The organism is Duganella sp. Dugasp56 (assembly GCF_047304105.1).
GTDB classification, from domain to species: Bacteria; Pseudomonadota; Gammaproteobacteria; order Burkholderiales; family Burkholderiaceae_D; genus Rugamonas; species Rugamonas hordei.
The window spans coordinates 231,866-244,614 of the sequence record NZ_JBGLYQ010000001.1; the positions used below are offsets into that span (position 1 = coordinate 231,866).

Genomic DNA, 12,749 nt, shown 5'->3' on the forward strand with positions numbered 1-12,749 from the left:
CGTCTGTAGCCCTGCCCGTCAGGCCGACGGCGGTCCGTAGCCGCCGCCGCCGGGGGTTTCGATGACGAACATGTCGCCCGGCTGCATGGTGGTCTTGCCGATGTGCGGTAGTTCCTCCACGCTGCCGTTGGCGCGCACCACGGTGTTGCGGCCCAAGGCGCCCGGCTCGCCGCCGGCCATGCCGAACGGCGCGTGGATGCGGTTGTTGGACAGGATCGCCGCCGTCATCGCTTCCAGGAAGCGCACCTTGCGCACGCCGCCGTTGCCGCCGCGCCAGCGCCCCGCTCCGCCGCTGCCTTCGCGGATCTCGTAGCTCTCCAGCCGCACCGGGAAGCGGAACTCCAGTATCTCCGGATCGGTCAGGCGCGAGTTGGTCATATTGGTCTGCACGACGCTGGTGCCGTCGAAGCCCGGCCCCGCGCCCGAGCCGCCGCTGATGGTCTCGTAGTACTGGTACCGCTCATTGCCGAACGTGAAATTGTTCATCGTGCCCTGCGCCGCCGCCATCACGCCCAGCGCGCCATACAGCGCGTTGGTGATGCAGGTCGACGTCTCCACGTTGCCCGAAACGACAGAAGCAGGATAATGCGGATTGAGCATGGAGCCAGGCGGAATAAGGACTTTCAGCGGTTTCAGGCAGCCGGCGTTCAAGGGAATCTCGTCGTCGACCAGGGTGCGGAACACGTACAGCACCGCCGCCATGCATACCGCCGACGGCGCGTTGAAGTTGTTCTCCAGCTGCGCCGAAGTGCCGGTGAAATCGATCTCCGCGCTGCGGTTGGCGTGGTCGACCCGCACCGCGACCTGGATCTGCGCGCCGTTGTCCAGCTGCAGCGTGTAGCTGCCGTCCTTCAAGGCGCTGATCACGCGGCGCACCGCCTCCTCGGCGTTGTCCTGCACGTGGCCCATGTAGGCCTGCACCACGTCCAGCCCGAAATGCGCCACCATCTTGCGCAACTCCTCGACGCCCTTCTGGTTGGCCGCCACCTGCGCGCGCAGGTCGGCCATGTTCTGCTCCGGATTGCGCGCCGGGTAGCGCGCGGCCGCCAGCAAGGCGCGCGTCTCGGCGTCGCGCAACTGGCCGCCGGCTTCCCCGTCCACCAGCTTGAAGTTATTGATCAGCACACCCTCTTCCTCGATCACGCGCGAATCCGGCGGCATCGAACCGGGCGTGGTGCCGCCGATATCCGCATGGTGGCCGCGCGAGCCGACGTAGAACAGGATCTGCGCGCCAGCCTCGTCGAACACCGGCGAGATCACCGTCACATCCGGCAAATGGGTGCCGCCGTTGTATGGATCGTTGAGCATGAAGACGTCGCCGGCGCGCATCCGGCCCGCGTTCTCGCGCATCACGGTCTTGATCGACTCGCCCATCGAGCCCAGGTGCACCGGCATGTGCGGCGCGTTGGCGATCAGGTTGCCGTCGGCGTCGAAGATGGCGCAGCTGAAGTCCAGCCGCTCCTTGATGTTGACCGAGTATGCGGTGTTCTGCAGCCGCAGCCCCATCTGCTCGGCGATCGACATGAACAGGTTGTTGAAGATTTCCAGCATCACCGGATCGGCGCTGGTGCCGATGGCGCGCCGCTCCGGCAGCGCCGTCACGCGCCTGAGCACCAGGTGGTCGTGCAGCGAGACCTCCGCCTGCCAGCCCGCCTCCACGATGGTGGTGGCATTGGCCTCGGCGATGATGGCCGGGCCCTTGACCACGTCGCCGATGCGGGTCGAGGCGCGCTGATACAGGTTGGTCTGGCGCCATTTGCCGCCGGTGTACATCGGCACCACCGCATTGGGCATCAGGCCGGAGATGCGGCGCGGCGCCGGCTCCACCGTCTCCGCCGGCGCATCGGACTTGCCGACCGCCTCCACCGACACCGCCTCGACGATCAGCGCCTTGGACGGCATCAGGAAGGAATAGCGCTTGCGGTAGGCCGCCTCGAACTGCGCCTTCATGCTGTCGACGGTATCGAACAGCACGATCAGCGCCGAATCGGTGCCCTCGTAACGCAGGTGCACGCGGCCGATCAGCGCGATGCGCGCGTCGTCCACGCCCTGGTGATGCAGGTCGGCCCGCGCCTGGCGGCCCAGCGCATGCAGGCGCGCCTCCAGGTCCACGTGCGCATCTTCGGACAGGCGCACCTCGACGGCCGCCTCGCGCATCGCCGTCTGGTCGGCCAGTCCCATGCCGTAGGCCGACATCACGCCCGACAGCGAATGCACGAACACCGTCGTCATGCCCAGCGCATCGGCCACCAGGCAGGCGTGCTGGCCGCCGGCGCCGCCGAAACTGGTCAGCGCATATTCGGTCACGTCGTGGCCGCGCTGCACCGAGATCTGCTTGATCGCATTGGCCATATTGCCGACGGCGATTTCGATAAAGCCCTCGGCCACCTGTTCCGGCGTGGTCTCCTTGCCGGTGGCGGCGCCGATTTGCGCGGCCAGCTCGGCGAACTTCGCCTTCACCGCCTGCGCATCGAGCGACTGCCGGCCTTGCGCGCCGAACAGCTGCGGGAAATGGTGCGGCTGGATCTTGCCCAGCATGACGTTGCAGTCGGTGACCGCCAGCGGTCCGCCGCGGCGATAGCTGGCCGGTCCCGGATTGGCGCCGGCGCTGTCGGGCCCCACGCGATAACGGCTGCCGTCGAAATGCAGGATGGAGCCGCCGCCGGCCGCCACGGTGTGGATGCTCATCATCGGCGCGCGCATGCGCACGCCGGCCACCTGGGTCTCGAACACGCGCTCGAACTCGCCGGAATAATGCGACACGTCGGTCGAGGTGCCGCCCATGTCGAAGCCGATCACCTTGTCGAAGCCGGCCAGCTTGCTGGCGCGGACCATGCCGACGATGCCGCCGGCCGGGCCGCTGAGGATGCTGTCCTTGCCCTGGAAGGCGCGCGCGTCGGTCAGCCCGCCGCTGGACTGCATGAACTGCAGGCTCACGCCCGGCAATTCCTTGGCCACCTGGTCGACGTAGCGGCGCAGTATCGGCGACAGGTAGGCATCGACGACGGTGGTGTCGCCGCGCGCCACCAGCTTCATCATCGGACTGACCTCGTGCGACACCGACACCTGCGTAAAGCCCATCTCGCGCGCCATCTCGGCCACCTTGACCTCGTGCGCGTGATAACGGTAGCCGTGCATGAAGACGATGGCCAGCGAGCGCAGGCCCATGTCGTAGGCGTGCGCCAGCCCGGCGCGCGCGGTGGCCATGTCGAGACCGATCACGGTGTCGCCGTGCGCATCCATGCGCTCGTCGATTTCGACGACGTGGCTGTACAGCAGTTCCGGCAGCAGGATATGGCGGTCGAACAGGCGCGGACGATTTTGGTAAGCGATGCGCAGCGCGTCGCGGAAGCCGCGCGTGATGGCCAGCGCGGTCGGCTCGCCCTTGCGCTCGAGCAGCGCGTTGGTGGCCACGGTGGTGCCCATCTTGACGGCGCCGATCTGCGCCACCGGTATCGGCTTGCCCTTGGCCACGCCCATCAGCTGGCGGATGCCGGCGATGGCCGCGTCGGCGTAGTGCTCGGGATTCTCGGACAGCAGCTTCAGGGTGCGCAAGCGTCCATCGGGCGGACGCGCCACGATATCGGTGAACGTACCACCCCGGTCTATCCAGAACTGCCAATCCATACCTGCCTCGTCAACTTTCGGAAGCGTATATTGTAGAGGCTCCATGGCGGGTGGCATAGCGGCCTTACAACATATTTCAATGTTAAAATTACACGATGAACCCACTCTACTCCTGCGCCGAGATCCGCGCCATAGAACAAGCCGCCGCCGCCGCGCTGCCGGACGGCGTCCTGATGCAAAGAGCCGGACAGGCCGGCGCCAACGCGGCGCTGGACCTGCTGCCGTTCTCCACCGCGCACGCCAAGGTGCTGGTGCTGGCGGGCCCCGGCAATAACGGCGGCGACGCGCTGGAAACAGCGGCCCACCTCGCCTACGCCGGCGCCCAGGTCACCATCCTGCATTATGCGCCTGCGGCCGAGCCTTCGCCCGAACGCGCGGCCGCCATGCAGCGCGCGCAGACCAGCGACGCCCGCTTTGCCGAATTCGAGCAGGCCGCCGTCGCCACCACGGAATGGAACCTGGTCGTCGACGGCCTGTTCGGCATCGGCCTGACGCGACCGCTGAGCGGCGCCATGCGCACGCTGGCGGAAACCGTCAACCGGCTCAAGTGCCAGGTGCTGGCGCTGGACCTGCCCAGCGGTCTCGACGCCGACACCGGCGCCATCGTCGGGCCGGACGGCGTGGCGATCCACGCCACCCACACCATCACCTTCATCGGCAACAAGCCGGGCCTGCACACCTGCGACGGCCGCGACTACGCGGGCCTGGTCGACGTCTCGCGGCTCGATATCGACGCCGCCCATTTCGCGCCGACGCGGCTGCACCTGAACGACGTCAAGTTCTTCTCGCGCCATCTGCGCGCGCGCCGGCACAACACGCACAAGGGCAGCTACGGCAACGTCGCCGTGATCGGCGGCGCGCGCGGCATGGGCGGCGCGCCGCTGCTGGCGGCGCGGGCCGCGCTGCACAGCGGCGCCGGCCGCGTCTACGCCCTGTTTGCCGAGGATGCGCCGGCGTGCGACAGCGGCCAGCCGGAACTGATGTGCCGCCTGGCCGGCGATTTCGACCTGGGCACGGCGACGCTGGTGATCGGTCCCGGCCTCGGCGCCGCGCGCCAGGCCGTCGAATTGCTGACGCACGCGATCGCCAGCGGCAGCGCGCTGCTGGCCGATGCCGACGCGCTCAACCTGCTGGCGGCCGATGCCGGGCTGCAGTCGGCGCTGGCGCGGCGTTCCGCCGACGGCGCCGCCGCCACGGCGGTCGTCACGCCGCACCCGCTGGAGGCGGCGCGGCTGCTGGGCACCACCATCACCGAGGTGCAGGCCGACCGCGTCGGCGCCGCCCGCAAGCTGGCCGTCAAGTTGAACTCGGTGGTGGCGCTCAAGGGTTCCGGCACGGTGATCGCCGCGCCGAATGGCGACGCCGTCATCAACACCACCGGCAACCCGGCGCTGGCCACGGCCGGCACCGGCGACGTGCTGGCCGGTCTGATCGGCAGCCTGCTGGCGCAAGGCTGGCCGCAGTGGGAAGCCGCGCTGGCCGGCGTCTGGCTGCATGGCATGGCGGCCGACGTGCTGGTCACCGAAGGCAGCGGCCCGATCGGCCTGACCGCCGGCGAGCTGATACCGGCCATCCGCGTGGCGCTGAACCGCATGGTCCAGCACCACGGCCGCTAGCGTTTCAGCCGCAACGTCAAACCAGCCGGCCCGCCGCGATGGTGATGGTGCGGCCGCAGCGCGCCGCCATCGCCTGGTCGTGCGTGACCAGCACCAAGGTCGAGCCGTGCTCGCGGTTCAGCTCGAACATCAGCTTGATCACCGCCTCGCCGGTGGCAGCGTCCAGGCTGCCGGTCGGCTCGTCGGCGAACAGCAGCGGCGGCTCCGTCACGAAGGCGCGCGCCAGCGCCACGCGCTGCTGCTCGCCGCCGGACAGGTATTTGGGATAATGCTTCAGCCGGCTCGACAGCCCGACCTTGCCCAACATGAATTCGGCCTTCTCGCGCGCATGGGTGGCGCCGCTCAGCTCCAGCGGCAGCATGACGTTCTCCACCGCCGTCAGATGCGCCAGCAGCTGGAAGGACTGGAACACAAAGCCCAGCTTTTCCTTGCGCAGCGCGGCGCGGCCATCCTCGTCCAGCGCATAGATGTCGACGCCGTCCAGCACCACCCTGCCGGCGCTGGGCGTGTCGAGACCGGCCAGCAGGCCCAGCAAAGTCGACTTGCCCGAACCGGAAGCGCCTACAATGGCGAGCGTCTCGGCCTTTTGCACGGTAAAATCCACCTCGTGCAAAATCGTCAGTTCGCCGCTGGCGTCGGCCACGCGCTTGGCCAGGCCGCTGACGACGATGGCCGGCTGACCGGCTGGCTGCGCCACGGGCGCCGCCGTCGCGGCAAGGGCCGGGCCGTCCGGTATGAAATTGGAAGACGCTTTAGGGAAATCGGGCATGCTGAATGTGTTGAATGATTTATCAAAAAAACTGAGTGTACACGGTCTGTTCGCCCTGCTCCTGTTGTCGGCAGCGGCAAGCGCCTATTCTGCACCAAAAACCGTGCTGGTGCTCGGCGACAGCCTGTCGGCCGAATACGGCCTGGCGCGCGGCGCCGGCTGGGTCGCGCTGGCCGAGAAGAAACTGCAGGATCAGAAGATGGACGCCACCGTCGTCAACGCCAGCGTCAGCGGCGAGACCACCAGCGGCGGCCGCTCGCGCCTGCCGGCGCTGCTGCAGAAGTACAAGCCGGCGCTGGTGGTCATCGAGCTGGGCGCCAACGACGGCCTGCGCGGCCTGCCGGTGGCCGCCGCCCGCGCCAACCTGCTGGCGATGGCCGACGCTGCCGCCAAGGCCGACGCCAAGGTCATGCTGATCGGCATGCGCATGCCGCCCAACTACGGCCGCGACTATGCCGACAAATTCTTCGCCATGTACGGCACCTTAAGCAAGGAAATCAAGGCGCCGCTGGTGCCGTTCATGCTTGACGGCGTCGCCGACAAGCAGTTCCAGGCCGACCGGCTGCATCCGCTGGCCGAAGCCCATCCAACCATCCTGGCCAATATCTGGCCGACGCTGCAAAAAACCATCAAGGCCAAATGAAGTATCCGGAAATTCTCAGCTTCGAAGACGCGCTCCTGCAACTGGACAGCTTCGACGCCATCATCGACGCGCGCAGCCCGTCCGAATATGCGCTCGACCACCTGCCCGGCGCCATCAACGCGCCGGTGCTGGACGACGCGCAGCGCATCACCGTGGGCACCATGTACAAGCAGGTCAACTCGTTCGAGGCCAAGAAGGTCGGCGCGGCGCTGGTGGCCAAAAACATCGCCAGTCATATCGAGGCGCGGTGGCTGGACAAGCCGCGCGAGTGGCGGCCGCTGGTCTACTGCTGGCGCGGAGGCAACCGCAGCGGCTCGATGGCGCACATCCTGGCCAAGATAGGCTGGCCGGTGGCGCAGCTGGACGGCGGCTACAAGGCCTTCCGCGCCCATGTCGCCGCCGCACTGGAGCAGGCGCCGCCGCTGCGCTTCCAGGTCATGTGCGGCACCACCGGCAGCGGCAAGAGCCGCCTGCTGGAAGTGCTGCACGCGCAAGGGGCCCAGGTGCTGGACCTGGAAAAGCTGGCCGCGCACCGCGGCTCGGTGCTGGGCAACCTGCCCAGCCAGCCGCAGCCCAGCCAGAAAGCCTTCGAGACGCGCATCTGGGACACGCTGCGCCGCTTCGATCCGGCCCGTCCGGTGTTCGTCGAATCGGAAAGCAAGAAGGTCGGCAACCTGCGCGTGCCGGCCGCGCTGATGGAGGCCATGCGCGCCTCCGAGTGCATCTCGCTGACCTTGTCGCGCGCCAACCGCGTGCGGCTGCTGATGGAGGACTATGCCCACTTCACCGCCAGCCCCGGGTCGCTCAACGAACAGCTGGAATTCCTGGCGGCGCTGCACGGCCGCGAGAAGATCAAGCACTGGCAGGCCATGGCCAGCGGCGGCGCGATGGCGCAACTGGTCGAGGAACTGCTGATCCATCACTACGACCCCGCCTATGTGCGTTCGATCGACCGCAACTTCGTCAAATTCGGCCAGGCCAGGCTGCTGGAGCTGGACCACATCGGCGAACAGGCCTTCCTCGACGCCGCCCGGAGTTTGATCGCCAGCACCGCCTGACCCAAAACAGTGCAGCACCCCGGCGCCGCCGAAATAACTTTGTTATTCGGCGGCGCTTGCTTTTGGGCCCCCATTTCATTCTGCCGCCGCCCCGCCAGTTTGCGCAAAGTTCTTACACAACTTTCATTTTCCTTTCAGGCATGCAATTTGCGTTGAGGTAAGTATCGTTATGCCAGTTTCATGGCGCAAGCGATCCACCAAAAACTAAGGGAGCGGTACACATGAAGCATCCGATGCAAATGAAAAGACGTTTGATGACGCAAGCCGTATTGCTGGCCCTGCAGGCCGGCGTCGCCGTATCCGCCATCGCAGCCGACGGCGACGGTGCGCCGGTCACGCCCACCGCCGCCGTGGCCGACAATGTCGAAGCCGTGATCGTCACCGGCACCCGCCGCAGCGGCCTGAAGGCGGTCGACAGCGCCTCGCCGATCCAGGTGCTGGACTCCGGCTCGCTGGAACGCACCGGCCAGCCGGACCTGATCCAGGCGCTGGCGCAGAACCTGCCTTCCTTCACCGCCCAGGCCTTCGGCGGCGACACCGCCAACCTGACCCTGTCGGCCCGCCTGCGCGGCCTGAGCCCGAACGACACGCTGGTGCTGGTCAACGGCAAGCGCCGCCACACCACCGCCAACCTGGCCGTGCTGGCCGGACCGTTCCAGGGCGGCGCCGCGACCGACCTGAACTTCATCCCCGTGTCCGCCATCGACCACGTCGAAGTGCTGCAGGACGGCGCCGCCGCCCAGTACGGCACCGACGCCATCGCCGGCGTGATCAACATCATCCTGAAGAAGGACTCGTCCGGCGGCTCGCTGACCGGCACCGGCGGCGCCTATATCGACCAGGGCGGCAAGACCGGCGACGGCTCGTTCAACATCGGCTTCGAGCCCACCGACAAGGCCTACATCAACGTCAGCGGCGAGCACAAGTACCACGGCCACAGCGACCGCGGCGACATCGACCCGCGCGTGACCAGCGCCGCCAACCTGGCCTCTATGCCCAACCTGACCAAGGCCGACGGCTACCCGTACGCCAACCACATCTCCGGCGACGCCGCCTACCACATCTCGCTGCTGGCCCTGAACGCCGGCATCGACGTCGGCGGCGTCGAGCTGTACACCACCGCCACCTACGGCGAGAAAAAGGCGCAATCGTTCGAGAACTACCGCGTGCCGAGCCGCCTGCCCAAGGTCTACCCGAACGGCTTCAACCCGCTGGAGGCGATGGACGAGAAGGACTTCGGCTTCACCGCCGGCGCCAAGGGCGTGCTGGCCGACTGGAACTGGGACCTGAGCAGCACCTACGGCAAGGACAAGGCCGACATCGGCGTGGTCAACTCCGGCAACATCTCGCTGTTCAACGACACCGGCGCCACGCCGACGCAATTCCACGCCGGCACCTTCACCGCCAGCCAGTGGACCACCTCGCTCGACGTGAGCCATGAGTACAACGTCGGCTGGGCCAGCCCGCTGTCGGTGGCCGGCGGCCTGGAGTTCCGCCGCGACACCTACGAGATCGGCGCCGGCGACCCGGCCTCGCGCTACAAGGAAGGTTCGCAATCGTATCCGGGCTTCTCGCTGACCGACGCCGGCAGCCACAGCCGCAACAACAAGTCGGTGTACATCGACATCGCCGGCTCGCCGATCGCCAACCTGAAGCTGGACGCCGCCGCCCGCTACGAGGACTATTCGGACTTCGGCAGCGCCAAGGTCGGCAAGCTGACGGGCCGCTACGACTTCACGCCGGCGTTCGCGCTGCGCGGCACGGTCAGCAACGGCTTCCGCGCGCCGACCATGGCCGAGCAGTACTACTCGGCCACCAACGTGTCGCCGACCCAGGCCTCGGTGCAGCTGGCGCCGAACTCGCCGGCCGCCGCGCTGGTCGGCATCAACGGCCTGAAGCCTGAGAAGTCGCAGAACTACAGCATCGGCCTGGTGCTGCATCCGGTGCCGAAGGCGACCGTGACGATCGACGCCTACAGCATCAACATCCACGACCGCATCATCGGCAGCGGCACGGTGTTCGGTTCGGGCAACGCGGTCAACGCGCCGGCGGTGGTGGCGGCGATCAAGGCCAACGGCAACGTGCTTGATCCGACGGTGACCAAGACCGGCATCAGCATCTTCTCCAACGCCGCCAACACCAAGGACCAGGGCATCGAAGCGGTGTACTCGTACGCCAGCAACTTCGACGAGCTGGGCAAGGTCGACTGGTCGGCCTCGGCCAACCTGAACAAGGTCGAAGTGACCAAGATCAACCAGGCGCCGTCGCAGCTGCTGCCGCAAAAGCTGCTGGACCAGGCGGCCATCGCCTCGCTGGAAAAGTCGTCGCCGAAGATGCGCATCAACCTGGGCGCGTTGTGGAAGAAGGGTTCGTGGACGGTCAACCTGCGCGAGTCGGTGTATGGCCCGTCGTCGTCGTACAGCTCGCTGGACAACGTGACCTACTACGAAACCAAGATCGACACGCTGTTCACCACCGACCTGGAAGTGTCGTACCGCTGGATGAAGTCGGTCACCTTCTCGCTGGGCGCCAACAACCTGTTCAACAAGTATCCGGACAAGATGAACCAGGCCTACGTCACGGCGGCGCGCGCGGCGCTGAACACGGCTGCGGTGACGCAATACCCATCGTTCTCGCCGATCGGCATCAACGGCGGCTACTACTACGGCCGCGTGAACTACACGTTCTAAAAAATCGGTGGATGTAAAAAGGGCCGCGAATTTCGCGGCCCTTCTTTTTACTTCACTTCGGTCACGGTGGTTTTCGTGATCGGCTTGAGGATCTTCACCTTGGCTTTTTGCTTCAGCAGTTCGATGTAGTCGTGCATTTCCTGCTGGGCGACGATGCCGTTGATCTGCTCGGCTTCGGACTTGCGGCGCGCTTCGTCTTGCTCCGCAGGCTGCTGCACCTTGCCGATGCGGTAGATGCCGTAGCCCATGCCCGGCACGTCCACGCCGACATACGCCGGCAGCTTGGTCGCGTCGGCCTTGAACACGGCTTGCGCGGCCAGGCCGTTCAAGCCTTCAGTCTTCGAACGCGATACCAGCTTGGCCGCGGCGAAGCCGGTGGCGTCGCCGGATTTCTTCAGCGCTTCCAGCTTGTCGGCGCCGGCCTTGGCGGCCAGCTTGGCGGCTTCTTCCATCGTCACGCGCTGGCGGATGGCGGCGTCGACTTCAGCCAGCGGACGCTTGGACGCAGGCTTGAACTCGACGATGCGGCCGGCAACCAGCGTGCTCGGCGCGGTCTCGACCGCTTCGGTATTGCGCTTGCTGCTGATCGATTCGTTGGAGAACAGCGCGGCCAGGAACTTGGCGTTGTTGTACGGCAGCGGGCCGGCCATCGGCGAAGGCGTGCGCGATACGTTGGCGGCGCTTTCGATCTTCAGGCCCAGCTTGTCGGCCACCGGCTTCAGGCTGTCGGACTGCTCATAGACGGTGTTGGTGAAGGCTTCGGCCATTTCCGAATACTTCTTCGCGGCCTTCTGCTTTTTCAGCGCGTCGGCCACTTCGGTCTTCACTTCGTCCAGCGGCTTGACGACGGCCGGCTTGAGCGCGGTCACGGTCAGCACGTGGAAGCCGAAGTCCGACTGCACGGCGTCGCTGATCTCGCCCTGCTTCAGTTTCAGCACGGCCGCTTCCACCGGCGCAGGCAGCGCGCCCTTGGTCACGATGTCGAGGTCGCCGCCCTGCTCGGCCGATACCGGATCTTCCGACTTGGCCTTGGCCACCTTGGCGAAGTCGCCCGGGGTCTTGCGCAGTTCGGCCACGATGGCGTCGGCCTTGGCCTTGGCGGCGGCCACGTCGGCGGCGCTGGCGCCCTTCTTCAGCGCGATCAGGATGTGCGCGGCGCGGCGGCTTTCCGGCGCGGTGAAGCCGGCCTTGTTGGCTTCGTAGTAGGCGGCGACTTCGGCGTCGGTGACGGCCACCTGGCTCATCACGGCGTCGCTGTTGAAGACCACGTATTCGATCTTGGCCTGCTCGGGCACTTCGAAGAACTTGGCGTTCTTTTCGTAGTAAGCCTTGACCATCTCGTCGGTCACTTTGACCTGCGGCACGAAGTCGGTCACCGGCAGCAGCAGTTCCTGCACTTCGCGTTCCTGCGAACCGATGTCGGACAGCGTCTTGGCCACGGTGCGCGGCGCGAAGCCGGTGTTCTGGATGGCGTTGCCCAGCTGCAGCAGCGTCATTTCGCTGCGCATGCGCTGGTCGTACATGGTCGGCGTCATGCCTTGCGCGGCCAGGATGGCCTTGTAGCGCTCCATGTCGAAGGCGCCTTCGCCGCCGAACTGGTCCTTGATGGCCTTCTGCAGCTGGGCGTCGGAAACGCTCAGGTGCGAACGCACCACTTCCGCCGCCACTGCGCGCTCGGCGATCAGCTGGTCGAGGATGTTTTGCTTGAATTCCGGGGTATCGAACAGCTTCTGGTCGAACTGCGCGCCCATACGCTGGCGGTAGCTGTCCAGCTGGGTGCGGATGGCGTTGTCGAACTCGAGCTGGCTCAGGGGTTTGCCGTCGATCTTGGCGATCGTGTTGGCGTCGTCGCCGAAGCTTTTGTAACTGCCGATACCGACGAATGCAAACGATGGGACGATGATGATCGCCAGGAGAATCTGCATCAAGCGCTGATGGGTACGAATAAATTCAAACATGGTCTGCCAATTCGGATTGAGTGGAACTTGCACATACAAAAAAGGCGAACACGCGTTCGCCGATTCCGGTTGCCGGATTTTACAGGGAGCCCCCCTCTATAGCAAGCGCAAATCATTGGCAAAACGGACACGTTGCCGGCGCCGGCGGACGGCGCGGCGGCAGCTGCCCGACTTGTGGTCGATAAGCGGCTCCGGCTTGAATAAGGCGGTGGCGAAACTATCCGCCGATATTCAAATACAGATAATCGGAATTAATATGCCATAAAAAGAAAAACCCCGCAGCTCATTATAAGCTGCGGGGTATCTTGTTCTTGGCGGAGCGGACGGGACTCGAACCCGCGACCCCCGGCGTGACAGGCCGGTATTCTAACCAACTGAACTACCGCTC

The 12,749-nt window shown here is 66.2% G+C and carries 7 protein-coding genes; 4 read left to right on the forward strand and 3 right to left on the reverse strand.

Features of this window, described 5'->3' with window-relative positions:
- Positions 1-18: 18 nt before the first annotated feature.
- Positions 19-3,627: a hydantoinase B/oxoprolinase family protein gene (locus ACCD07_RS01035; RefSeq protein ID WP_413446240.1), complete on the reverse strand. Its 3,609-nt coding sequence runs from the start codon at positions 3,625-3,627 to the stop codon at positions 19-21.
- A 95-nt stretch (positions 3,628-3,722) separates the two neighbouring features.
- Between ACCD07_RS01035 and ACCD07_RS01040 the strand changes: the two genes are divergently transcribed.
- Positions 3,723-5,243: an NAD(P)H-hydrate dehydratase gene (locus ACCD07_RS01040; RefSeq protein ID WP_413446241.1), complete on the forward strand. Its 1,521-nt coding sequence runs from the start codon at positions 3,723-3,725 to the stop codon at positions 5,241-5,243.
- Positions 5,244-5,259: 16 nt separating this feature from the next.
- On the opposite strand, the gene ACCD07_RS01045 is transcribed toward ACCD07_RS01040, so the two are convergent.
- Entirely contained in the window at positions 5,260-5,979 is a 720-nt protein-coding gene (locus ACCD07_RS01045) for an ABC transporter ATP-binding protein (RefSeq protein ID WP_353399225.1), read from the reverse strand.
- Positions 5,980-6,010: 31 nt separating this feature from the next.
- Here ACCD07_RS01045 and ACCD07_RS01050 point away from each other — a divergent pair, with 31 nt between their 5' ends.
- The 3 genes from ACCD07_RS01050 to ACCD07_RS01060 all read left to right on the forward strand — a co-directional run bounded on the left by ACCD07_RS01050 (position 6,011) and on the right by ACCD07_RS01060 (position 10,403).
- Positions 6,011-6,655: an arylesterase gene (locus ACCD07_RS01050; RefSeq protein ID WP_413446242.1), complete on the forward strand. Its 645-nt coding sequence runs from the start codon at positions 6,011-6,013 to the stop codon at positions 6,653-6,655.
- Positions 6,652-7,713, forward strand: a complete 1,062-nt coding sequence (mnmH, locus tag ACCD07_RS01055; RefSeq protein WP_413446243.1) for a tRNA 2-selenouridine(34) synthase MnmH — start codon at positions 6,652-6,654, stop codon at positions 7,711-7,713. The genes ACCD07_RS01050 and mnmH overlap by 4 nt, the downstream gene beginning before the upstream one ends.
- A 254-nt stretch (positions 7,714-7,967) precedes the next feature.
- Positions 7,968-10,403 (forward strand): TonB-dependent receptor plug domain-containing protein, encoded by a 2,436-nt coding sequence (locus ACCD07_RS01060; RefSeq protein WP_413446244.1) that lies wholly within the window; start codon positions 7,968-7,970, stop codon positions 10,401-10,403.
- Positions 10,404-10,450: 47 nt separating this feature from the next.
- Here ACCD07_RS01060 and ACCD07_RS01065 read toward each other — a convergent pair whose 3' ends face one another.
- The gene (locus ACCD07_RS01065; protein WP_176650617.1) at positions 10,451-12,361 is read right to left on the reverse strand and encodes a SurA N-terminal domain-containing protein; all 1,911 of its coding nucleotides are present in this window, start codon (positions 12,359-12,361) and stop codon (positions 10,451-10,453) included.
- Between the last annotated feature and the right edge of the window lie 388 nt (positions 12,362-12,749).